24 protein-coding genes and 1 riboswitch are annotated in these 22546 nt (G+C 63.5%); of the genes, 10 read left to right on the forward strand and 14 right to left on the reverse strand.

The features are described from left to right. Nucleotides 1-17 precede the first annotated feature (17 nt). Both ASE26_RS27765 and ASE26_RS27770 read left to right on the forward strand, forming a co-directional pair. Nucleotides 18-920 carry a DMT family transporter gene (locus ASE26_RS27765; protein ID WP_055934115.1) on the forward strand — a complete coding sequence of 301 codons (903 nt, stop codon included), beginning with the start codon at nucleotides 18-20 and terminating at the stop codon, nucleotides 918-920. A gap of 15 nt (nucleotides 921-935) precedes the next feature. Continuing rightward, a complete protein-coding gene (locus ASE26_RS27770) occupies nucleotides 936-1625 on the forward strand; it encodes a DUF4197 domain-containing protein (protein WP_055934114.1) in 690 nt (229 codons plus the stop codon). Here the strand turns inward: ASE26_RS27770 and ASE26_RS27775 are convergent. The 3 genes from ASE26_RS27775 to ASE26_RS27785 all read right to left on the reverse strand — a co-directional run bounded on the left by ASE26_RS27775 (nucleotide 1618) and on the right by ASE26_RS27785 (nucleotide 3227). Continuing rightward, nucleotides 1618-1851 carry a hypothetical protein gene (locus ASE26_RS27775; RefSeq protein WP_055934111.1) on the reverse strand — a complete coding sequence of 78 codons (234 nt, stop codon included), beginning with the start codon at nucleotides 1849-1851 and terminating at the stop codon, nucleotides 1618-1620. The two genes, ASE26_RS27770 and ASE26_RS27775, sit on opposite strands and share 8 nt — an antisense overlap. A gap of 61 nt (nucleotides 1852-1912) precedes the next feature. Further along, nucleotides 1913-2641: a hypothetical protein gene (locus tag ASE26_RS27780; RefSeq protein ID WP_229207219.1), complete on the reverse strand. Its 729-nt coding sequence runs from the start codon at nucleotides 2639-2641 to the stop codon at nucleotides 1913-1915. Between the two features lie 82 nt (nucleotides 2642-2723). Further along, nucleotides 2724-3227, reverse strand: coding sequence for a hypothetical protein (locus ASE26_RS27785; protein ID WP_055934107.1), 504 nt, complete (start codon nucleotides 3225-3227; stop codon nucleotides 2724-2726). A 126-nt stretch (nucleotides 3228-3353) separates the two neighbouring features. Here ASE26_RS27785 and trmB point away from each other — a divergent pair, with 126 nt between their 5' ends. Continuing rightward, nucleotides 3354-4034, forward strand: coding sequence for a tRNA (guanosine(46)-N7)-methyltransferase TrmB (trmB, locus tag ASE26_RS27790; protein ID WP_055934489.1), 681 nt, complete (start codon nucleotides 3354-3356; stop codon nucleotides 4032-4034). Between the two features lies 1 nt (nucleotide 4035). On the opposite strand, the gene ASE26_RS27795 is transcribed toward trmB, so the two are convergent. The 3 genes from ASE26_RS27795 to ASE26_RS27805 are packed head-to-tail and all read right to left on the reverse strand — an operon-like array spanning nucleotide 4036 to nucleotide 6057. Next, nucleotides 4036-4932, reverse strand: coding sequence for a DMT family transporter (locus ASE26_RS27795; protein WP_055934105.1), 897 nt, complete (start codon nucleotides 4930-4932; stop codon nucleotides 4036-4038). Between the two features lie 18 nt (nucleotides 4933-4950). Next, nucleotides 4951-5427 carry a hypothetical protein gene (locus ASE26_RS27800; protein ID WP_055934103.1) on the reverse strand — a complete coding sequence of 159 codons (477 nt, stop codon included), beginning with the start codon at nucleotides 5425-5427 and terminating at the stop codon, nucleotides 4951-4953. 60 nt (nucleotides 5428-5487) lie between these two features. Continuing rightward, nucleotides 5488-6057 carry a PEP-CTERM sorting domain-containing protein gene (locus ASE26_RS27805; protein WP_055934101.1) on the reverse strand — a complete coding sequence of 190 codons (570 nt, stop codon included), beginning with the start codon at nucleotides 6055-6057 and terminating at the stop codon, nucleotides 5488-5490. 312 nt (nucleotides 6058-6369) lie between these two features. Here ASE26_RS27805 and ASE26_RS27810 point away from each other — a divergent pair, with 312 nt between their 5' ends. Genes ASE26_RS27810 through ASE26_RS27820 form a run of 3 tightly spaced genes read left to right on the forward strand, consistent with a single transcriptional unit; the run spans nucleotide 6370 to nucleotide 8436 of the window. Continuing rightward, a complete protein-coding gene (locus ASE26_RS27810) occupies nucleotides 6370-7254 on the forward strand; it encodes a helix-turn-helix domain-containing protein (RefSeq protein WP_057247329.1) in 885 nt (294 codons plus the stop codon). A 31-nt stretch (nucleotides 7255-7285) separates the two neighbouring features. Continuing rightward, on the forward strand, nucleotides 7286-7633 hold the full coding sequence (locus tag ASE26_RS27815) for a hypothetical protein (RefSeq protein ID WP_057247330.1): 348 nt from the start codon (nucleotides 7286-7288) through the stop codon (nucleotides 7631-7633). After that, nucleotides 7630-8436, forward strand: a complete 807-nt coding sequence (locus ASE26_RS27820) for a PEP-CTERM sorting domain-containing protein (protein ID WP_057247331.1) — start codon at nucleotides 7630-7632, stop codon at nucleotides 8434-8436. Before ASE26_RS27815 ends, ASE26_RS27820 begins: the two co-directional genes overlap by 4 nt. A 260-nt stretch (nucleotides 8437-8696) precedes the next feature. Here the strand turns inward: ASE26_RS27820 and ASE26_RS27825 are convergent, their stop codons facing one another. The 7 genes from ASE26_RS27825 to ASE26_RS27850 all read right to left on the reverse strand — a co-directional run bounded on the left by ASE26_RS27825 (nucleotide 8697) and on the right by ASE26_RS27850 (nucleotide 15174). After that, nucleotides 8697-10280 carry an anti-phage dCTP deaminase gene (locus ASE26_RS27825; protein ID WP_200960851.1) on the reverse strand — a complete coding sequence of 528 codons (1584 nt, stop codon included), beginning with the start codon at nucleotides 10278-10280 and terminating at the stop codon, nucleotides 8697-8699. Between the two features lie 48 nt (nucleotides 10281-10328). Continuing rightward, entirely contained in the window at nucleotides 10329-12149 is a 1821-nt protein-coding gene (gene recQ / locus ASE26_RS27830; protein ID WP_057247332.1) for a DNA helicase RecQ, read from the reverse strand. A gap of 4 nt (nucleotides 12150-12153) precedes the next feature. Beyond that, entirely contained in the window at nucleotides 12154-12987 is an 834-nt protein-coding gene (locus tag ASE26_RS27835) for an undecaprenyl-diphosphate phosphatase (RefSeq protein ID WP_055934092.1), read from the reverse strand. 134 nt (nucleotides 12988-13121) lie between these two features. Further along, complete coding sequence (locus ASE26_RS27840) at nucleotides 13122-14264, reverse strand: MFS transporter (RefSeq protein WP_057247333.1); 1143 nt, start codon at nucleotides 14262-14264, stop codon at nucleotides 13122-13124. A gap of 47 nt (nucleotides 14265-14311) precedes the next feature. Then, nucleotides 14312-14572: a YkgJ family cysteine cluster protein gene (locus tag ASE26_RS27845; protein WP_057247334.1), complete on the reverse strand. Its 261-nt coding sequence runs from the start codon at nucleotides 14570-14572 to the stop codon at nucleotides 14312-14314. Between the two features lie 14 nt (nucleotides 14573-14586). After that, nucleotides 14587-14829: a YkgJ family cysteine cluster protein gene (locus ASE26_RS30365; RefSeq protein WP_082591501.1), complete on the reverse strand. Its 243-nt coding sequence runs from the start codon at nucleotides 14827-14829 to the stop codon at nucleotides 14587-14589. Nucleotides 14830-14868: 39 nt separating this feature from the next. Further along, on the reverse strand, nucleotides 14869-15174 hold the full coding sequence (locus ASE26_RS27850; protein ID WP_057247335.1) for a hypothetical protein: 306 nt from the start codon (nucleotides 15172-15174) through the stop codon (nucleotides 14869-14871). Between the two features lie 150 nt (nucleotides 15175-15324). Beyond that, nucleotides 15325-15542: riboswitch (cobalamin riboswitch) on the forward strand. A 38-nt stretch (nucleotides 15543-15580) separates the two neighbouring features. On the opposite strand from ASE26_RS27850, the gene ASE26_RS27855 reads away from it, so the two are divergent. Genes ASE26_RS27855 through ASE26_RS27870 form a run of 4 tightly spaced genes read left to right on the forward strand, consistent with a single transcriptional unit; the run spans nucleotide 15581 to nucleotide 21896 of the window. Continuing rightward, entirely contained in the window at nucleotides 15581-20056 is a 4476-nt protein-coding gene (locus ASE26_RS27855) for a cobaltochelatase subunit CobN (protein WP_082591496.1), read from the forward strand. After that, the gene (locus ASE26_RS27860) at nucleotides 20053-20496 is read left to right on the forward strand and encodes a MotA/TolQ/ExbB proton channel family protein (protein ID WP_055934078.1); all 444 of its coding nucleotides are present in this window, start codon (nucleotides 20053-20055) and stop codon (nucleotides 20494-20496) included. The genes ASE26_RS27855 and ASE26_RS27860 overlap by 4 nt, the downstream gene beginning before the upstream one ends. Further along, nucleotides 20493-20846, forward strand: a complete 354-nt coding sequence (locus ASE26_RS27865; RefSeq protein ID WP_200953824.1) for a hypothetical protein — start codon at nucleotides 20493-20495, stop codon at nucleotides 20844-20846. Before ASE26_RS27860 ends, ASE26_RS27865 begins: the two co-directional genes overlap by 4 nt. A 54-nt stretch (nucleotides 20847-20900) precedes the next feature. Then, entirely contained in the window at nucleotides 20901-21896 is a 996-nt protein-coding gene (locus tag ASE26_RS27870; RefSeq protein WP_082507440.1) for a M28 family peptidase, read from the forward strand. A 4-nt stretch (nucleotides 21897-21900) separates the two neighbouring features. Here ASE26_RS27870 and ASE26_RS27875 read toward each other — a convergent pair whose 3' ends face one another. Further along, complete coding sequence (locus tag ASE26_RS27875) at nucleotides 21901-22503, reverse strand: TetR/AcrR family transcriptional regulator (RefSeq protein WP_055934075.1); 603 nt, start codon at nucleotides 22501-22503, stop codon at nucleotides 21901-21903. Nucleotides 22504-22546 lie beyond the last annotated feature (43 nt).

The raw sequence follows: 22546 nt of genomic DNA on the forward strand, positions 1-22546 counted from the left end.
GTTGATGGAGGCTGCAAATGGTGGGGTACCTGTATTGCGCGCTGGCGATGGTGACGGTCGGCAGCACAGTGGTGGCCAGCAAGGTGATTGCGTCCGGACTGCCGCCGTTCACGGCGACGGCCTTGCGCTTCATGGTGGCGCTGCCGATATTCCTGGCCTTGTGCTGGCTGTTGCGGGCGCGCTGGCCGCGCATCGGGCGGCGCGACGCGGCCTTGCTGTTGCTGCAGGCGGGGGCGGGAAGCGTTGGTTATACGGTGCTGTTGATTTCGGGGATGTCGTTTACCAGCGCGGCTACCGCGGGCGTGCTGGTTGGCACGCTGCCGATCGTGTCAGCGGCATTTGCCGTGCTGGGGCTCGGCGAGCGGCCGACGCTGCGCCTGTTGGGCGCGATCGCCCTGGCCTCGCTTGGCGTGCTGGTGGCAAGCGGCGTAAATTGGCGCGGCACCGGGACCGACGGCGGGACGGGGCAACTGCTTGGGATGACGCTGGTATTGGCCGCTGTGGCGTGCGAGTCGTTCTTCATCTTGCTGAACAAGCGCTTGAGCGCGCCGGTCGAGGCGCTGCCCTTGTCGACGTTAATGTGCGCTCTTGGCCTGCTGCTGGCGGGCGGCGCTTCGCTGGCCTTTGAGCAGCCATGGCACATCAGCGTCAAGCCCGGCGCCCTGCAAGCGGTGCTGTACTACGCGCTGGTGCCCACCGTGCTTGGCTTCGTGCTGTGGTACGCCGGCTCGGCGCGCGTGAGCGGCACCGAGGCAGCGTTGTTCACGGCCCTGTCGCCGATCTCCGCCACGCTGTTCGCCAATACCGTCCTGCATGAAGCCATCACGCCGCCGCAACTGGCCGGCATGGTTTGCGTGCTGGCGGCGGTGGCGAGTCTTGCCTGGAAGCGTCGTCCTTATGGTAGGGTTGAGCCTTTGTAACGAAGGAGGTGCGCCATGAGCATCACAAAACAAGTAACCACCCTGCTGGCCGGCATGGCGCTCGCCGCCACCGCTTTTGCAAACCCATTGGACGCCTTGACCGAGAAGGAAGCGGGCGGCGGCCTGAAAGCCGCACTGGAAGCCGGTTCGGTCGCGGCGGTGGGCAAGCTGGGCGTGGACGGCGGTTTCCTGAACAACGATGCGGTGCGCATCAAGCTGCCGCGCGTGCTGGAAAAAGCGCGGCCGATCCTGGAAATGACCGGCCGCGGCGAGCAGCTCGATGAGCTGGAAACCGCGATGAACCGCGCCGCCGAGCAAGCCGTCCCGCTGGCCAAGCCGCTGCTGGTCAATGCCGTCAAGTCGATGACGCTGAGCGATGCGAAGGCGATCCTGACCGGCGGCGACACCTCGGTCACCGATTTCTTCAAGGAGAAAACGGCAGCGCCGCTGGCGGTGAAATTCAAGCCGATCGTGAAAGGCGTGACCGATAAATCCAAGCTGTCCGGCCAGTTCAACAGCGCCATGGCACAAGCCACCAAGTTCGGCCTGGCCACCGAAGAGCAGGCCAGCGTGGAAAGCTACGTCACCCAGCGCGCGCTGGATGGCCTGTTCCTGATGATCGGGGAAGAAGAGAAGAAGATCCGCGAGAATCCGATTTCCTACGGCAGCAAGGCGATTTCCAAAGTCTTCGGCCTGCTCAAATAAGCGTTCGGCCGCGCGGGTTGCGCGCTTGCGCGGCTGAGTTCAGGATTTCAAGCTGTCCTGATTTGAAGGTTTGCTGGTGCTCGCCGTCGCTGTCGTGCCAGCGGCACAGCACGTCCTCGTCATCATTCCGGCCCGAGCGGCCCGGCGTGGTGCGGATCACCAGCATCTTATGGCGCCAGCCGATTGGCCGCACCGCGTCCCCTGCCTTTGCCCGTTCACGTTCCATAGTAGCCTCCTGCAAGCAGCTGGAACCATGATACGCCTGTCGGGAAAGGCAGGGCGCCCGATCAGGAGCCGATCAGCTGTACGGCGTCGACCTGCAGGCAGTAGCTGGTCATGTTGTTGGACTTGGTGATGCGTGCGGCCTTGGCTTTGTACGCCGTTTTCTCGATCGGCTGCACGAACCAGGTGCGTGGACCGCGCTTGTCGGCTTTCACGCCGTGCACGCCGGACCAGACGGTGTACCATTTTCCATCGGTATCTTGCAGCTCTACCTTGGTGATGCCATCCAGGCCATAGGCATCAGCCACCGCTACGCGCAGCTGGGTCGCGTTGACCGGCTTATCGAACGTCACTTCCAGCGAATCGAAGCCGACATCGCTGCTTTTGGTGGACCAGTAGTTGCCGTCCACCTTGCCAATCGCTTTGGAGGCGTTTTGGCTGTCGCTGTAGTTCGAACTGGCGTTGGCAGCACTGGCCCATTGTGCTTCCGGATCGGCCAGATAGGCTTGCTCCATATTCGAGTAATCGAGTTTGGCCTGGCGCTTGGCGGTTTCCAGTTGCTCGTCGCTCATGTTTTCAGTGGAAATGATTGGCGTCGGCAGGGGAGCATTGCCGGCCGGGGCGGCGGCTGCCGCGGCGGCCGGAGCCGGTACGGCGGCAGGTGCCGGGGCCGGCGCAGCGGCTGCAGTGGCAGGGGCTGGAGCGGCAGCCGCTGCCGCCTCAGGTTGCGGATGCTTCTTGGCGCATGCGGCCAGCAGCAGGACTGGCAGCAGCAAGGCGAATTTGGTCTTCATGGACATCCTTTGCGGAATTATCAAAAATATAAAGCCGCAATATGGCATAAGGATGCCAAAAACTCAATTGTGCGTGGGGCGTTTACGACAAGTTAACATCGAGCCACACGGCGTGGGCCAGGCGCTTACCTTCGTACACCTGGCCGCCGCGGATGACGGCGTCGGTCGACGTGAGCTGGCCGCTGATCTCCTGGCGCGCCAGCATGGTGCGGAAAGCTGCAGCGTCTTTCGGCGCCAGGTAGCCAACCATTTCGTTGTTGAGGAAGACGGCGACCGCCTTGTCTTCGTAGGGATTATTGTCGTCCGCCAGCAGCAGCGCCTTGTGGCGGGCCTCGGCAGCGGCTTCGCCATGCTCGCCGGCCAGGGTGCGGATGGTGTCGGAGTAGCGCGATTCACCCAGCACTTCAAGCTGGAAGCGGCCTTCGTCGCTCCAGTGGTGCACCGGTTCGCCCTGCGGCAGCGGGGTGTAGGAGCCGCCCGCCGGCTTGCCCGCCGGCGCCGGCGTGGCTTTCGGGCCGCCCTTCAGCAGGAAGTACAGCGTTACCAGTGCCAGGACGATGATCAGGATATTCAGTGCGAGGGCCATTTGAGGGGCTTCCTAAGGGACAAGACCCGCTATTATCGCAGGCCGGGCGATAAAACCGGAATGGTATAATCGCCCCTTTTCCTTGCACGTTCAGCCATGTCTTCCGAATCCACGCCAAAGGGCAAAATGCTCTATGACCCGACCGAACACCGCATCCGCAGCTTCGTTACGCGTGCTGGCCGCCTGTCCACCGGCCAGGAACGTGGACTGAAGGAGTTCGGCCCGCAATTCCTGATTGAGCACACGAAGGAAGCACTGGATTACGAAAAGGCTTTCGGCCGCAAGGCGCCGGTGATCCTGGAGATCGGCTTCGGCATGGGCGGCACCACCGCCCACATCGCCAAGGTCATGCCGGAGAAGGACTTCATCGGTGTCGAAGTGCATACCCCTGGCGTAGGCAGCCTGCTGAAGATGATCGGCGACGAAGGCATCCCCAACCTGCGCGTGATCCAGCATGACGCCGTGGAGGTCCTGCGCGATATGATCCCGGCCGGTTCGCTGGCGGGCGTGCATATCTACTTCCCGGATCCATGGCATAAGGCGCGCCACAACAAGCGCCGCCTGATCCAGCCCGCGTTTGTAAAGACCCTGTGCGAGCACCTGGCGCCGGGCGGCTACATCCACCTGGCAACCGACTGGGAAGACTATGCGGTGCAGATGCTGGAAGTGCTGGGCGCCGAGCCGGCGCTGCAGAACACGGCTGAAGGCTACGCGCCGCAGCCGGCATACCGCCCGCTGACCAAGTTCGAAAACCGTGGCCTGAAACTGGGCCACGGCGTTTGGGACCTGGTGTTCACCAAGAAGTAAGCTAGGCAGTCGCCGGCGCCTGGGCCTTGGCCCGCGCCGGCATGAAGGCCAGCAAATTCCCGCCGATCACCAGCAGCAGCCCGGCCAGCGCCATGCTGCTCCACTGGTAGCCTTCAAAGAAGGTGGACACCGTCAGCGCCACCACCGGGAACAGTACCGTGCAGTATGCCGCGCGGTCCGGCCCGATCCTCCCCACCAGCAGCAGGTAAGCCGTAAAGGCGATCACCGAGCCCGGCACGGCCAGGTAGAGCAAAGCGCCGACATAGCGCGGGCTTGGGTCGAAGTTGAACGGCATGCCGAGGACCAGTGCGCCTATCGTCAGGATGGTGGCGCCGATCAGCATGGCCCAGGTGTTGGTCAGCCAGGGCTGCATGCCCAGCGCCTGCATGCGGCTGGAGAGCAGGTTGCCGGTCGAGAAGCACAGCGTGCCAAGCAGGGCCAGTCCGAGGCCGGCCAGCATGCCGCTGTCGTTCCAGTGGCCGCGCATGGAAGGCAGGAACAGCATCACGATGCCTGCCAGTCCAAGTACCGCACCGCCCAGTACTTGCGGCCGGATTGGACGCTTCATGAACAGGCGTCCGTTGATCGCATTCCAGATCGGCGCGGTGGAGAACACCACCGCCACCAGCCCGCTCGGCACCCACGTTGTGGCGTAGTAGAAGCACAGGAAATTGCAGCAGAACAGAGCCAGTCCTTGCGCGACCAGGTAGCGCCACGCTGAGCGCGGCGGCAGGATCTGCTGCCTGCGCACGAGCAGGATCAGCATCAGCACCAGCGCCGCGATCCAGAAACGATAAGCGATCGACACCGGCGCAGCGACGACGCCGAGCTGGAATTTGATCGCGATCCAGGTGGTGCCCCAGATGAGCACCGTGGTGAGGTAGAGGGCAATATTCATAGTGCCCCCAGCATGCCGTCAATCGCGCTGGCCTGGTTGTCTGATCTTGCTGCTATCCGCGTCGCGCAGGCGGCTCGCGACCAGATTGCTTTCCTTCCTGCCCTCAATTAAGGCGATCACATGGTATTGGGTGACCCTGCGATTGGCCAGAATGGCGGCCAGGCCGGGCGTTTCGGCGTCCTGCGGCAGGCGAGGGGTGACGGTGAACCAGACGATGTAATGCTTTTTACCCGAATCGGCACCGAACGAGAAGTAATCCTCATCCGCGCTTGGCGTCATGTAAGGCAAGCCAGTCCGCGCGGTCAGGCGCGTGATATTGCCGCTGCCAACCTGAGAGAGCGCAGCCAATTGTGTGCGGTCAATTTGGCCCGATTCCAGTGCCGCGACAAGGCTGTCGAACTGCGGCGCCGACATTGCTGGTACTTGCCGCTGGCTGTCGGTGGCAAAGGCCGACGCCGGGAAAAACAAGACGACGGGCAGGAAAAAACGGAACATGGACGACGCTGGCTCGTAAAAACTGCCAGTGTACCGTGGCGGACACTGGCAATTTGCCGACTACTTCGCCGTGCGGCGGCGTGAAATGCCCAGTGCCGACAGGCCAAGGCCAAGCAGCGCCAGCGAGCCCGGTACCGGCAATTGCTGCACTGGCGTGGTATCGACGTTGATCTCGGAGAAGCCAAAGCCCTGCGTGCCGCCGTCCTGGCCGATATTGAAGACGACCGATATCACGTTACCCATGCCGGCGAGCGCCAGGGTACCGAGTCCGGACAAGATTTGCGTGGCGCCGTTGGAGCCGGTCACAGTGATCGACGATGCGCCATCGACGTAACCGGCGATATTGATGTTGACCAGGTTGAAGCTGGCGCCGAAGAAGTCGATGACCCAGCTCACGTCGTCGGCATTCTGGAAGCCGTTGTGGATGCCGATGTCGCCGATAAACGCCGGATCGAAATGGTCGCCGGCGCGCACTGTACGCAGGCGGAAACCATCTTCAGTGTAGGTGTCGACAACGACCGAGCCGTTGTTGTTGGCGAAGATGCCGCTGGTCAGGTCCAGCTGGATCGGGCCTGCCTGGGCTGTGGCGAAGGCGACTGACAGGGCTGCAAGGCAAGCGAGCTTTTTCATCGATATTTCCTTTCAGAGTAGTAGTCTTGTTGGCAGTATTGCTTCAAAAGCAATAAGCAATTTTTATACCCCATGCCTGCAAGTCACTGATTCTTATGGATAAGGGGTAGCCGGGTTTAAGGTCGCTGTAAATTTTCCCGACAGGGCTTTGTCTGATCTTGCGCATATCGAAGGGGTGCCCGGCAGGGCGGGAGTGCCCGTGCTAGACTTTTCGGCGTGAAGCCTCTGACTGGACAATCTGATGATGCCGTTCCACGCAAGCGCGTGGGGGCGGCGGCGCGCGCGGCATTGGCGGCGGAGCCGGGTGATGCGATGTCGCACGCGGTGTTCCGCACCATGTCCGGCACCGATGCGACGCTGGAGCGTTTTGCCTGGCTCGGCGACGGGTTGGCGGCAGCGGTCTGGCATCGCAGCACGGAGGAGGCGTTCACGGAATACCGCCAGCCAGGCCACCATACCTTGTCCTGCTACCTGGGCGGCGGCTACAGCGTGGAACGCGAAGGCTTGCCGGGGCAGTACGGTGCGCCGCAGCGCCTGTGCTCACTGCCGGACTGGCATGAGTCGGAGTGGGTAGTGCGCGGCCAGCTGCGCATGCTGCACGTCTATTTCATGCCGGAGCATTTCACGCAGCGCGCTGTGGCTGAACTGGACCGCGAGCCGCGCGAACTGACGCTGCAGGATCGCACCTATTTCGAAAACCAGCGCCTGGTGCAGCTGTGCGGCGACCTGCTGCAGCAGCCGTGGGAGGACGCCGACCAACTGCTGCGCGCCAACGAAATCACGCACCAAGCCCTGAGCGAACTGCTGCACGCGCAGTCGATGAGCAGGCCCGGCCTGCGCCTGCGCGGCGGCCTGGCACCGCTGGTGCGGCGCCGGCTGCACGAATACATTGAAGCCCACCTCGACCAGAACATCACCCTGGGCATGTTGGCGCAGCTCGCCTGCATGTCGGAATTCCACCTGGCCCGCATGTTCCGCATCAGCTTCGGCATGCCGCCATCCACCTGGATCGCGGCGTGCCGCATCGAGCGTGCGCGCGGGCTGCTGCGTGCGGGCCGCCTGCCTTTGCAGCAGGTCGCGGAGGCTTGCGGCTATGCCGACCTGAGCCACTTCACCCACCGCTTCAGCGCAGCAGTCGGCGCACCGCCCGGCCGCTATCGCCAGCTCACCAGCGCCGCGGCTAGCATCGCGCTGTAACGCGCAAGACTATCGCGCCGATGCGCACGATTTGAGCTGGCGCGCGGGGCCGCAGGTACTGAATGACCTGGGCCAGGTCGCCGGCATCGGCCAGGATGGCAAGCCTGCCATCTGGTATCCGGATGGTTCCATACTGCACCTGCCTGGCACCGCCAGCGAAGTCACCATCACTGGCTTCAACAACCAGGGAACGGTGGTTGGCAATGCGCTGATCCCGGGCTACAGCCTGCCGCAGCCAGTGGTATGGCGCAATGGTGGCTCAGTAGAGCGCTTGCCCTTCAGTGGCCTCGGTGGCTACACCGAGGGCATCAACAACCGCGGCGACATCATCGGCTATATGGCCGGCGCGTCCAATACCGGGACAGGGGAGCCGATTTGAGCATCACAGGATTCAATAGCCAGGAAACGGTGATCGGGAATGGCATCGTGCCCGGGTTTGCGAAACCGCAAGCGCTCATGTGGCGCAACGGTGGCGCAATGGAGCTGGTTCAAAGCGCCGGCTCGGGCGGCGTCGCTGCCGGCATCAACAACCGTGGCGACATTGTCGGCTATAACCACGAGGCGCACGCTAACGGGACCGGGGCAGTCGGCTTCATCCAGTGGGGGGATGGCAGGGCTGCGCAATTGTTTGACGACTACGGGCCGACCATCATCAATGATGTGGGAATGGTGCTTGGCAGCCGTACCGACGAATTCGGCGTCAGGAGCTGGCGCGACGGCGTCTTCGGCGACGACCGCACGCCTTACGACTTTTACGCCAGTGCGCTGAACAACGAGGGCCGGCGGGCAGGCTACCAGGAAAATGGCTACGCCCACACGTTCCTGGTGCGCGGTACCGAACGGGAACTCCAGCAGCTGTGGCCGCGCTATGCCTTCGATATCAACGACGCCGGCAGCGTGGTGGGCGAGAGTGCCTATGAACGCGCCATGCTGTGGTACCAGGACCGGCCATACGTGCTGGACCACCTGTGGAACGAGGAACAATATGCCGGCTGGTTCCTGGAAAGGGCCTGGGACATCAACGCCAGGGGCCAGGTCCTTGCCGGCGGCGGCAACGAATGGGATCAGGGGGCGACTTTCCTGTTGTCGCCGGTGCCGGAACCGGCGCAGGGCGCGCTGCTGCTGGCCGGGCTGGCGCTGCTGGGCAGCCTGCGCCTCAGGCCAGGTCGGCGATCAGCCTGACGATCGCCGCGATGAGTTGGCGTTAAAAAATCGTTGCGGCTTGGTTTTGCAAAGAGCAACGAAAGCTCGTGAAAATGAGAGGACCAAGGATCAGCGTTTCTTTTCTTTCGATCCTTTTTCCGTATGTAATGGCGGCACGCCATTTGACTTAAGTTGAGTCGAGACTGGAGGAGTAAGCGCGTGTTGCTTCCAAGCTGGCCATTCGTTTACCGCATCGCGAGTCTTGTTCAAATGGTCGAGGAAGCTTTTCGATAGATCCGTCATTTCAATTTCTCCAGGCAATTAAGCACACTTACGGCAGCCAGTTGTTCGCGTTCAATGTAAGAAGAGGGGGTTAATTTCATTCTAGGCGAACTCGTAGATTCTTTCCAGTCCACGATGTTTCCATTTCCTAGTTTTCGCAGAATTTTATATCCACTACCTAAGTTCATTGAGAACAAGTTAAAAAAACTTCGCGGGCCGACACCAACGAAAGGTTCGAATAGAACTTTATTTGAGTCGTTATGGCTTAATGAGTCAGAGTGGAATTCATACGCTTTGCTTTTGGGATAGGGTTCCACATAAACTACCCGCTTTATGCCGGCTGCGATAATATGTTTCGCGCAGTTGTGACAAGGGTAAGTTGTACTATATAAAGTTGCGCCAACTGTTCCAACCTTACTTCTGCCACAAGCCAACAGCGCCTCCATTTCGGCATGAACAGCGCGACCATATTCGGTGATGTTTTTTATCTTGCTGGATTTTAGTAGTTTCTTCAGCTCTCGCTTAGTTGAATCGCTCGCTCTTTCCAAAATGTCACTTATTATCGCATTCTTCTCCAAGACGTTCGTGTCACCGCCACGCATGTAGTCCCGCCCACCTTGTTCGTCTTCAATCTTTGTGTTGTTCTGATCATAATGTGGCCAGTAAAGGCCTCCGCCAGATTTAGGAACGTCGTTGGCACCTGTGGAAATGATATTCTTATTTTTCGCAATCACGGCTCCAACTTGCCTGGAAAGATCGGCCGACCTTAGTGAGGAGGAAAACGCCATGAACATCGCGAACTCATCAAATGTTGGGGTGACAAACGGCTTTCCAAAGATCAAATCTATCACGCGCCAGATATCGTTTTGAAATTTGTCAAGATTTCCTTGGAGATTAACGAAGAAATCCGAAAGATGGTAGGTGTCGCGGGTATGCTGCCCAAAGGGTTCGTTCTCCTCTTGGTCTCGCTGAATAAGCAATTTTGCTTTATCTTCGGATATAAATTTCCTCTTGGTTAGAAGCTCAGTCCGGCGTTCTTCTGTGGAATGAATTCCAATTAAAAAAAAGCCGTTTGAATAGATTTTTCTAAGCTGCTCAACCTCGTCAGGGTGCTTCAACGAACTGATTATGAATGCTTGCTTCTTGAAGGCAGCAGGGTGCGCTCCCGAGCTTGCCTTGATACGAAATTCGTTAATACTTGCCGCAGCGGCAAGCGCCAAAATTGAATTTTCACCTGAATCTTTGCGCAACCGATTGCCCGTAGACATCAAATTGTCAATGCGTGCAAAATGATCTGTATGATTTTTTGTCTTGCGAAGGACCGGAATGATATCTCGCGATATCTTGATCTCTTTTGAGTTGTACCGAAATGCCTTTAGGCGCTCGACGATTTCTCTGGCGACATGCTCTAAGTCCGTGCCCACGGCAGCGACCAAGCCAATGACGATTTCAGAGTCGGGGTAGGAACTCTGGAAATGCAGCTTTGTAGCCTCGCCGTTTCCGAAATTGAGAGCTATCGCACTTTCTCGACCCTGTTTTGCCATGGTAACAGATCCAATTTTCGGTTCCGATTGGAAATAGAATAGCAGGTTGGCAAACATTTCATAGTGAGCCTTGATTCGCCGTCGCAGTTGAGCAACGGCAATCGTTTAGATAGTCTGAAGCAACGAAATTATCTCGTCGCCGTAGGACACCAGCTTTTTCTCGCCCACGCCGGAGATGCCGCGCATCTCGTTCAGCGAAGACGGACGCACCTTGGCGATTTCGCGCAGCGTGGCGTCGTTGAAGATCACATAGGCCGGCACGCCGTGTTCGCGCGCCGCGCCCATGCGCCAGGAGCGCAGGCGGTCGAAGACGCGCTGCTCGTCGCCATCGAGGCTGGTTTCCTCATAGCCTTTCGGCGTCGAGCTGCTACGCTTCTGCTTGACCGGTTTCTGGTACTGGCGCAGCTGCACTTTCTGGCCGCCTTTCAGCACCGGGCGCGCGGCGTCAGTCAGCTTGAGCGAGCTGAATTGTTCGTGGTCGACGGTCACCAGGCCCAGTGCAATGACCTGGCGCAGGATGGCGCGCCATTCCTGCTCGCTGCGGTCGGCGCCGATGCCGAACACGGACAGCTTGTCGTGGTGCCAGGTCTGGATGCGTTCCGATTCGGCGCCGCGCAGCACGTCGATCACGTGGCCGGCAGCGAAGCGCTGGTCGCAGCGGTAGATTGCCGACAGCAGTTTCTGCACCGGCACCGTGCCGTCGAAGGATACCGGCGGAATCAGGCAGGTATCGCAATTGCCGCAAGGCGTGGCGGGTTCGCCGAAGTATTCCAGCAGGCGCATGCGGCGGCAGCTCAGGGTCTCGCACAGGCCCAGCATGGAATCGAGCTTGGTCGACAGCACGCGCTTGAAATTTTCGTCGGCCTCGGACTCGTCGATCATGCGCCGCTGCAGCACCACGTCCTGTAGGCCGTAGGACATCCAGGCGCTGGCCGGCATGCCGTCGCGGCCGGCGCGCCCGGTCTCCTGGTAGTAGCCCTCGATCGATTTAGGCAGGTCGAGGTGGCAGACGAAACGCACGTCCGGCTTGTCGATGCCCATGCCGAAGGCGATGGTGGCGACCATCACGATATTTTCCTCGCGCAGGAAGCGTGCCTGGTTGTCGGCCCGCTTCGCATGCTCCATACCGGCGTGGTAGGCCATGGCGCGCACGCCATGCTCGTTCAGGAATTCCGCGGTCTCTTCCACCTTCTTGCGCGACAGGCAGTACACGATGCCGCAATCGCCCGCATGCTCGGCGGTGATGAAGTCCAGCAGCTGTTTGCGGCCATTGGTCTTCTCAACGATCTGGTAGCGGATGTTCGGGCGGTCGAACGAAGAGACGAATTGCGCGGCATCGTTCAGCGCCAGGCGGTGGATGATCTCGGCGCGGGTCTGATGGTCGGCGGTTGCCGTCAGCGCAATGCGCGGTACGTTCGGGAACTGCTCGTGCAGCACCGACAGCTTGATGTATTCCGGGCGGAAGTCGTGGCCCCATTGCGACACGCAGTGCGCTTCGTCGATGGCGAACAGTGCAATCTGCGAATCCTGCAGCAGGTCGAAGCAGCGCTGCGTCAGCAGGCGCTCGGGCGCCACGTACAGCAGGTCGATCTGGTTGGTGCGCACCAGGCGCTCGATGCGCGCCGCTTCTTCATAGGTTTGCGTGGAATTCAGGAAGGCGGCGCGCACGCCGACTTCGGCCAGGGCGTCGACCTGGTCCTGCATCAAAGCGATCAGCGGCGACACCACCACGCCCACGCCGTTGCGCAGCATGGCCGGGATCTGGTAGCACAGCGACTTGCCGCCGCCGGTCGGCATCAGCACCAGTGCATCGCCGCCATTGCCCACATGTTCGACAATCTCCCCCTGCTGGCCGCGGAAGGCTGGGTAGCCGAATACGGTCTGCAGCAAGTGTAGTGCGCGCTGGCTGGTGTCCTGGTCTTGCATTCTTTTATTCTGCCCAGCTGATCATGCCGGAGTAGGCGGTGGCGATCACCACGATGCCGAACACGATGCGGTACCAGGCGAAAACGGTGAAGGTGTGGGTGCTGATGTAGCGCAGCAGCCAGCGGATGCAGGCGAAGGCCGATACGAAGGCGACCACCGCGCCGATGCTGAACAGCGGCAAATCGGCAGCGCTCAGCAGCGCGCGATCCTTCCACAGCGAGTAGAAGGTGGCGGCCAGCAGGGTCGGGATCGCGAGGAAGAACGAGAACTCGGTCGCCACCTTGCGCGACAGGCCGAACATCATGCCGCCAATGATGGTGGCGCCGGAGCGGCTGGTGCCGGGAATCAGGGCGAAGACCTGGGCGAAGCCGACTTTCAGCGCATCGAGCAAGGTCATATCGTCCACCGACTGCACGCGCACGGCAACCGGATTGTTCCTGGCGCGGCGTTCGACCCACAGGATGATCAGGCCGCCGATGATAAAGGCCAGCGCTACCGGCTCCGGCGCGAACAGCACGGCCTTGATCTTCTTTTCGAACAGGAAGCCCAGTGCGGCGGCCGGAATGAAGGCCACCGCCACGTTGAGCGCAAAGCGGCGCGCGCGTGCTTCGCGCAACATGCCGGACAGGACTTCGCAGATCTTCTTGTGGTACTCCCAGATTACCGCCACCATGGCGCCGCCCTGGATGGCAATCTCGAACACTTTGGCTTTCTCGCCCGTGAAATTCAACAAACTACCCGCCAGCACCAGGTGGCCGGTGGAGGAAATCGGCAGGAATTCGGTAAATCCTTCGACCAGACCCATGATCAGAGCCTTCAGCGCGAGAACGATATCCATTGTGATTTTGCTAAATGTGTCGGTGGGGAACGCGGGCGGGATGCTGCGCGGGCACGAAGCTTACCATGAGCGCGGCCGACCAATGCACATCAGTCAAGAGTAGCGCCGTTGCCGGGGCCCTGGTTTGCGCTGCGTCAGGAGTGCACCCGCACCAGGCGGCTGCCGGCGGCTACCAGCAACAGTGCCCCGCCGAGGGCGGCAAAGGCCAGGTCCAGGCTGGACAGGTGGGCCACGAAGCCGATCATGGCCGGACCGGCCAGGATGCCGGCATAGCCGATGGTGGTAATGGCGGCAATCGCCAGGCTGGCCGGCATGGCGTTCTGGTTGCCGGCGGCGGTGAACAGGATGGGCACGATGTTGGAGGCGCCCAGGCCGATCAGCACGAATCCGGCCAGCGCCACGGCCGGCGTGGGCGAGGCCACTGCCGTGAAGAAGCCGGCTGCGGCGCACAGGCCGCCCGCCAGCAGCACGCGGCGTCCGCCGAAGCGGCCCACCACACGGTCGCCGGTCAGGCGGCCCACGGTCATGGCGACGGCGAAGGCGGCGTAGCCGAGACCGGCGCGGCCTTCTTCCAGCCCGCGTTCGGCGCTCAGGAACACGGCGCTCCAGTCCAGCATGGCGCCTTCGGCCAGGAAGACGATGAAGCACAGCGCGCCAATGAAGATCACCGCGCCGTGCGGCATGACAAAGCTTGGGGTGCCGTCGTCGCGCGCTTCCGGTTCGCGCAGCAGGTCGGCGCCGGCGCGCCACAGCAGCAGTACGATCAGCGCCACGATGGCCAGGCAGGCGACCAGCGGGCCGCTGCCCAGCCACAGCAGCAGCGCCATGCCGCCGGCGCCGGCGAAACCGCCCAGGCTGAACATGCCATGGAAGCCGGACATCAGGGCGCCGCCGCTGGCCTTTTCGACAATCACGGCCTGCACGTTCATCGCCACGTCCATGGTGCCCAGCGAGGCGCCGAAGACGAACAGCACCAGCCCAAGCAGGACCGGCGTCGGCGCCAGTGCCAGGCCGGGCAGGGCCAGGCAGACCGCCAGCGCCGACCACAGCACCACCTTGCGGCAGCCAAAGCGCGCCGCCAGCGCGCCGGTCAGCGGCATCGCCAGCAGTGAACCCAGGCCAAGGCAGAGCAGCAGCAGGCCGAGCGGGCCTTCCGCCAGTTGCAGGCGTTCCTTGGCATAGGGCACCAGCGGCGCCCAAGCGGACATGGCAAGGCCCGCGGTCAGGAAGGCGAGGCGGGTGGACAGGCGATGGCGGTGGTCGATGGCTTGATTCATAGCTGAACATTCTAGCTGGGAATCGTTTCCACTGCCCGCTGGCGTGTTCAGGGCGCTGTGGCCAGCTCGAGCGTGGTGAGCCAGTGCATGGCTTGCTCGCGCGTCTCGCCGCACATTTCAGCCGATGGCTGCAGGCCGCCGCAGAATGCCGGGCGTTCGGGTCGGCCGAAAATCCTGCAGAGATTATCGTCGCCCAGCTGCACGCAGCGCACCCCGGCCGGCTTGCCGTTCGGCATACCGGGAATCGGCGAGGTGATCGAAGGCGCAGTGCAGCAGGCGCCACAGGCTGGGCGGCATTGGAAACTCATGATGGGGCGATATTCTACAGCTTCGGCCAACCCAGCCAGCGCATGGCCTGCTCGCGCGACGCACCGCACACCGCTTCATCGGCTCTGAACTCGACGCACACGCGGGGGCGTTCGGGCAAGCCGTACAGCTTGCAGCGCCGTTGTGAATCGAGCTGGATGCAGGGCACGCCCGCCGGTTTGCCTTCAGGCATGCCGGGAATCGGGCTGGAGATTGCGGGCGCCGTACAACAGGCACCGCATTGTGGACGGCACGGGATCGGGGTGCGGTTCACAGCCGTGTTGGCGGCTTTGCCTTGCTAGTGGATAACGTGGTGCGTGCGGCTGCCGAAGGCTTTCAGGGCGTCGGACAGCGACACTTCAATCTGGCCCAGGTGGGCATCTGCCAGCACCCAGGGTTCGCCGTCAGCGGCATGGCGTTTGGCCACTTCGCGTTCGACCATGGCCGCCATGCGCTCGTGCAGCACTTGCTGGTAGCGCGGCGAATCCGGGTCCCCAGCCTGGGCACGGGCATACATATCCGCCCCTTCCCAGAGTTCCTGGATGCGCTCATCCGCAAGTCCGGAGGCGGCTGCCAGGACTTGTAATGTTGTCTTGTTATGCATTTTTACTCTCCCAGACACGTTCTTTGACGCGTACTTAGCAGTAAATACCTAATTCTCTCGAATTACCAATGATTTTGAAGTAGTGGATCCATATAACAACAGTCGTTGCTTTTCTAGCTAGATTGCCGCTGGAATCCACTCTGCTAGAATGGCGCACGTTATGTGATTGGTGCCTTCTTGCAAGCCTGCAGGGAGGTGAAACGGGAAGCCGGTGCCGCGCGGGATTGCCATCTTGCGCCAGTCCGGCGCAGCCCCCGCTGCTGTAAGCCGGACGAAGCTGACCAACGCCACTGTGCACCGCACGGGAAGGCCAGGCCAGGGGAGGATGAAGGCGAGCCAGAAGACCGGCCAGTCACTTTGATTGTGCAAAGCCCGGGGTGTGGTTTTGCGTGCTCGGAATCCTGTCGTGCCTACCACTACCTTTGTCCGGACCATTGCGGTCCTGCTATGTGCGTTCGCTTGCGCGCGTGCCAATGCCGCCGTGCTGTTTGCCATCGTCACCGAGCGCGCCGCGCCCATCGCCATCGAGGCCGCCCATCGCCACCTGGCCGATCATCCGCAGGACCGCATCGTGCTGCGCACTCCTGCGCAGTGGATGGCGGCGGACGACAAGCAAGCCGCCCAGTGGCTGGCGCAGGCCGACAGCATCCTGGCGGTATCGCTGTTCGGCGACCCGGCGCGCAGGCTGAAGGAAGCCTTGCCGCGCCATGCCCGCCCGCAGGCGACGGTGCTGGCCATGAACGGCGAAGCCACGCTTAGCCTGCTGTCGCGCGGGCGGCAGGGCAGCCTGCAAGGCTTTTCGCCGGAAACGCTGCGCCAGCTGTCGGCCGAGCAGCCGCCGCAGGCGGCGCTGCAGGAGGCCAGGGCGCGTCCGGCTGCGGGCCAGTGGCTGGCTGCGCGCCAGGTGTGGCAGGCCGGGGGGCGCGACAACACGGCGGCCCTGTTCGCTCACCTGCTCGAGCCGTCGCACGCCCTGGCGCAGCCGCAGCCGGAACCGACGCTGCGCCTGCGTGTCGGCCAGCGCGAGCTGCATGACGCGGCAGCGTGGGGCAGGGCGGCGCAGCTGGGCCTGCAGGCGCGGCCCACGGTAGTGGTGCTGGACCTGTCGAATATGGACGGCACGGTGCCCGACGCCGTGTGCCGCCAGGTCGAGCGCACTGGCCAGCAATGCGTGCAGGTGCTGCCGCGCTGGGGCGGTGCATCGCGCGAAGCGCTGGAGCGTTTGCCGGAACTGATCGCACCGGCCGTGCCGGCCGCCATGGTGGTGCTGCAGGACTTTGTAGTGGGCGCCGCCGAAGGACGCGAGGCCGTCAGCGAAGCATTCAAGAAGCTCGACATTCCGCTGTTCAAGGCGATCCGCCTGTCCGACCGCACGCCCATGCAATGGCGCCTGTCGCCGGACGGCTTGCCGCCGGACTCGGTGCAGTATCGCGTGGCGCTGCCGGAGCTGCAGGGCATCGGCCAGCCGATCGTGATGGCCGCCCTTGGCGAGCCGCAGCGCGACAAGCTGACCGGCATCGAGAACCGCCCGCCGGTGGTGCTGGCGGCGGAAGCCGAGCGCCTGGCCGCGCGCATCGATCGCTGGCTGGCGCTGCGCGCCAAATCCAACCGCGACAAGCGCGTGGCCCTGGTCTACTACAACCATCCGCCGGGCCGGCAGAATATCGGCGCCGACAACCTCGACGTGCCGGCTTCGCTGTTCGACATGCTGCATGCCATGAAGGACGCCGGCTACACCGTGGGCGAATTGCCCGCCACGCCGGAAGCGCTGCTCGACCGCATCATGGCGCACGGCGTCAACCTGCCGGAAGACCGCGGCGCCTTGCGCGAACTGGCGGGCACCGTGAACAGCGTCAGCGCCGCCGATTATGCGAAGTGGTTCGGCACGCTGTCGCCGCGCGTACAAGGCGAGATGACCAGCGGTTTGCTGGGCCGCCTGCATGCCGACGTGCTGGAAGCGGAAGCCGCGGGCGAATGGGTGCTGGGGCGCAAGCAGGCGGAAGTCGTGATCAAGGAACTGCAGCACCTGGTGGAGGGAGCCGATCATCCTCAGCGCGAGAAAGCGATCCGCGACCTCGCTGAGCTGGCCGATGGCTATGCCGCCTGCCTGCAAGCGAAGGCTGCGCGGCGCTGCTCCGCGCTGGAGCCGCTGCGCCGCCGCGTGTCGTCTTACGGTATCGAAGGCTTGAAGGGCTGGGGAGCTGCGCCCGGCAAGATCATGGTCGAAAGCGGCAAGCTGCTGGTGCCGGGCATGGTGTTCGGCAATGTATTCATCGGCCCGCAGCCGCCGCGCGGCTGGGAAGTCGAGGAAGAACTGCTGCATGCGAACACCAGCGTGCCGCCGCCGCACCAGTACCTGGCCTTTTACCACTGGCTGCGCGACCGCTTCAAGGCCGATGCGCTGGTGCATATCGGGCGCCATTCCACCTATGAATTCCTGCCGGGGAAGGCGGTCGGCTTGTCGGTCGACGACTTTCCCAGCCTGATCGCGGGCGACCTGCCGGGCATCTATCCCTACATCGTGGACGGCGTCGGCGAAGGTACGCAAGCCAAGCGGCGCGGCCTGGCGGTGATGGTCGACCACCTGACGCCGCCGCTGGCATCGACGCCGCTGTACGACGAGCTGCTGTCGCTGCGCCAGGTGGTCGAGAGCTACGAGGCAGCCAGCTCCGAGACGTTGAAGGCGAAGGCCGCGCAACTGATGCGCGAACGGGTGGTGGCCCTCAACCTGAAAGCGGAACTGGAAGCTTCGATGGCCGATGTGCTGGCCGTGCGCGGCATCGGCTTCGATGCGGCCGACGACGATTTGCTGGCGCACGAAGTTGGCCACTACCTGACCAAGCTGCAGGAGAAGTTCATGCCGCACGGCCTGCACATCTTCGGCCGGCCGTGGAAGCAGGAGTCCATTGACCTGATGCTGGAATCGATGAAAAAGGGCGGCATCGACGATCCCGAAGTGGCGCGCAAGCTGGCCGCCTCGCCGTTGAATGAAATGCGCTCGCTGCTGGCTGGGCTGGACGGGCGCTTCATCGAACCGGGCAAGGGCAACGACCCGCTGCGCTCGCCGGAAGCGCTGCCGACCGGCCGCAATTTCCATGCCGTCGACGGCGATATCCTGCCGACCAAAATCGGCTACCAGATGGGCTCCAGCCTGGCCGCCAAGGCTGCCGCGCGCGAGCGCTCCGGCGCCGGCAGCGAAGGCATCCTGCTGTGGGCCTCCGATGCGGTGCGCGACGAAGGCGTGATGGTGGCGTTCGCGCTGGCCATGATGGGCGCCGAGCCGGTATGGAATGCGCGCGGCATCGTTAATGACGTGCGGCTGGTGCCGGGCGCGGTGCGGCGCGATGCGCTGGTGACCACCTCAGGCCTGTTTCGCGACCTGTACCCGAACCTGATTCGCCTGATCGACCGTGCCGGCCGCCTGTCGCTGGCCGCTTCCGCCGCCGGCCTTGCCGAGCAGGAGCCGGCGCTGCGCGAAGCGCTCGAAGCTGCGCTGGCGCCGCTTGCCAGCGGTGCCGGCGCCGGTAGCGGCAGTACCGGCGCCAGTGCCGCCTGGGGACGCGAGCCTGCCACCAGCAACCGCGTTGCACGCGAATGGCTGGTGCGCGTGCGGGCCTTGCAGGCGGGCGGCATGCCGCCCGCCGAAGCCGGCCGCGCCGCGGCGCAGCGCATCTTCGGCGATGCCCCCGGTGCCTACGGCGCCGGCGTCAACCGCCTGACCGAACGCTCGGGCGCCTGGCGCGAACGCGACGAGATCGGCAAGGCCTACCGCAACCGCATGGGCCACGCTTACGGCCTGGATGCCAGCGGCGAATCGAGCCACGCCGCTTTCGACGCCGCGCTGGACGGCATCACGCGCACCTATCACGGCCGCGCCAGCAACCTGTACGGCCTGCTCGATAACAACGACGCCTTCGATTACCTGGGCGGCCTGTCGCTGGCCGTCGAAAGCCGCACCGGCCGCGTGCCGGAAGCGCTGATCCTGCAGCATGCGCAGCCGGGGCGTGCCGACGTGGAGCCGCTTGCCTCGGCCATGCTGGGCGAATTGCGCGGCCGCTTCCTGAATCCGGCCTGGATCAAGCCTTTAATGGGGCATGGTTATGCCGGCGCCCGTACCATGGGGCAGGAGTTCCTGGAAAACCTGTGGGGATGGCAGGTGACACGCCCCGACCTGGTGAAGGACTGGGCCTGGGATGAGGTGAAGTCGGTCTACTTCGACGACGCGCATAAACTCGGCCTGCCGCAATTCCTCGGCCAGCGCCACAACGCGCACGCCAAGGCGCATATGCTGGCGATCTTCATGGTGGCGGCGGAAAAGGGCTACTGGAAAACCGATGACGCCACCATCAGGCAGATGGGCGGCGAGCTGGCGCGGCTGGTGGCCAGCAACGGGTTGCCAGGCAGCGGCCATACCGCACCCGACCATCCGATGTGGCAATGGCTCTCGCCCCAGCTCGATGCAGCTGACGCGCAGGCACTGGCTGCCACCCTCGCCAAAGCTCGCGGCGACGCGCCAGCCGCCGATGCATACGCGGCACCCGAGGCAAGCGCCGTCCCCGCGTTCGCCGCCGCAGTCCAGGCGGATGCCAGGGCGCCCGCCGCAAATGCCGCCGCGACTACAGCCGCCAGGCAAGAGCGCCGCACCGCGCACGACGCGACCGAGTCCGGCGCCGTCGCGGCAGCGGATGGCAGTGCCGCCCAAACCCAGGCCCAGGCCCACGTCTACGAGCTGCGCGACCTGGCCGGGCAGCCGCCAAGCCCCGCCGAACGCGCGATGAAGCTGCTCGCCCTGCTGGCCGCGGCCGGCGCCGGCATCGCGCTGTTCGCCATCGGCGCCCTGCGCGGTACCCAAATACCCATTTACAAAGGAGCACACCAATGATCGACAACCAAACCTACGCCTGGCTGCACGACGGCGTCAGCTTCCTCCTCGCCCCAGCCCTGCTGGCCCTACTGGCCGCCTGCGCGGTGGCGGCGGTTGAAGCAGGCATCGCCGCCGGCGAACGTTTCAGCGGCTTGAAGAAACTTCGCGAGGCCGGCAACGCCGCCCACATCCAGGCCTTGGCCCGCCACCGCCTGGAGCGCGCCGACCTGCTGGCCCGCATTCCGCCGATGCTTGGTCTGATGGCCACCATCATCCCGCTTGGCCCTGGCCTGGCCGCCCTCGGCCAAGGCAATCCGGCCCAGCTGGCCAGCGCCGTGACAGTCGCCTTCGACGCCACGGTGCTTGGCCTGGTGGCCGGTATCGCCGGACTGGTGATCGGCAAACTGCGCCGCCGCTGGTACGAAGAAACCCTGGACGCGATGGAGCACGCAGCATGAGGGACCAGGCCCAAGCCCCTGGCAACGCTGCCGTCCCGGCCCGCAAGCGGCTGCGCCTGTACCGCCACCTCGACTCCCGCTTCGACGACAGCGACGAAGACCCGCGCGCCAGCCTGGTCAACCTGGTTGACGTCATGCTGGTCTTCGCCTGCGGCCTGATCGCCGCCATCGCCGGCAGCCAGGGAGCGCTCCAGCACAAGCCGGTGGAAAAGGGCCGCCAGATCGAACGCCCGGACGCCGGCGTCACGCAAGCGGGCAGCGGCTACGACCGCGTCGGCGAGGTGTTCCGCGACCCGAAGACCGGCCAGCTGGTGCTGATCGAGCCTGCCAAGGCCGCGGCAAAGCAATGACGTGAACGGGCGCATGGCATACTGCCTTTTCTGATTTGACACCAGGGAACAGGAATGGATTTTTCGCAGCCGCCCAAACGCAGCCGCCGCTTCTACGCCGCATTGGCCATCATCGCCACGGCGATACTGATGCTGCTTGCTGCACTGGTCTGCCAGCCCCTGGTGCCGTCCGTTCCATCGACGCCGCCCGCGGTCGATCCGGCCAAGCTCGAAGAGCACGTAAAAAAGCTGACCGTGGACTTTTATCCGCGCTCATTCGAGCACCGCGCAAAACTGGAGCGTACGGCGGCATACATCGTGGAGGAATTCAAGGCAGCCGGAGCGCAGGTGTCCATCCAGGACGTGGTGGTCGACGCCGAGCATTACAAGAACGTCGTCGCGCGCTTCGGTCCTGCGAACGGGCGCCTGCTGGTGATTGGCGCACATTACGACAGCCACGGCGCGACACCGGGCGCCGATGACAATGCCAGCGGCATCGCAGGCCTGCTGGAACTGGCGCACCTGCTGGGGCAATCCGAACCAGCCCGCCCGATTGAACTGGTGGCGTATACCCTGGAAGAGCCGCCGCATTTCCGCTCACCCCGCATGGGCAGCGTATGGCATGCCCGCAGCTTGAAAGAGGCGGGACGCGATGTGGAGCTGATGCTGTCGCTGGAGATGATCGGTTATTTCAGCGACCGTCCAGGCAGCCAGGCGTACCCGCTGGCCGCGATGAAACTCGGCTATCCGGACCGCGGCAATTTCATCGCGCTGGTGGGCCAGTTTGGCGACTTTGGCGCCAGCCGCTCGGTGAAGGCTGCAATGTCGGGCGCGTCCGAGCTGCCGGTCTATTCGCTCAACGCGCCCAGTCTTGTGCAAGGGGTCGATTTTTCCGACCACCGCAGCTATTGGGCGCAGGGCTATCCAGCCCTGATGGTGACCGATACCTCATTCATGCGCAATCCGAACTATCACCGGGCTGGCGATACGTTCGACAAGCTCGATTACCAGCGGATGGCGATGGTGGTGCAAGCGGTCTACGCGGTGGCGAAACGACCTGAAGAAACTTGAGGGGCTAGTTCGGCCAGACGGCCATCGCAGCCTCGATCACCATCGTCAATTTGGCCAGGTCCGCGCCACTCTTGGCCTGCACTCCCAGCCCGGCGATCAAAGAGCCGAACAGCGCCGCCATCGCGTGCGGCGTCATCCCGGCCGGCAACTGGCCGTCCTTCTCCGCCCGCACCAATCGCTCCAGCACCATCGTTTCCGTGCCCTGCAGGGCCTCGCGCAGCGCCATTTCGACCGAGGCGGGGATGGTCGAACCGCCGCAATCGGCAGTGCCATTGATGATGAAGCAGCCGCCCGGCAGCGCGGGATCGGCCAGCATCGCAGCCAGCGAACGCAGGAAGCCATCCAGGGCCTTGCGGCCCTCCGGTTCGTCATTGAGTTTGCCCGCATGGCGCCCGATCAGCAGCGACAGGTAGCGCTGCAGTCCTTTCAGGTACAACGCTTCCTTGTCGCCGAAGGCCGCGTACAGGCTCGGTTTCGACAGGCCCATTGCCTCCGTCAGTTCGTGCAGGGAAGCGTCCTGGTAGCCGTGCTTCCAGAAAATCTCCACCGCCCGGTCCAGGGCGTGATCGATATCGAAGGTGCGTGGGCGGCCGCGTTCACGTGGCATCGGGAATCTCCATCGGTTCTGTTGACGAATATTATACTAACCG

Origin of the sequence: Duganella sp. Root198D2 (assembly GCF_001428585.1) — a bacterium.
Taxonomy (GTDB): domain Bacteria; phylum Pseudomonadota; class Gammaproteobacteria; order Burkholderiales; family Burkholderiaceae_D; genus Rugamonas.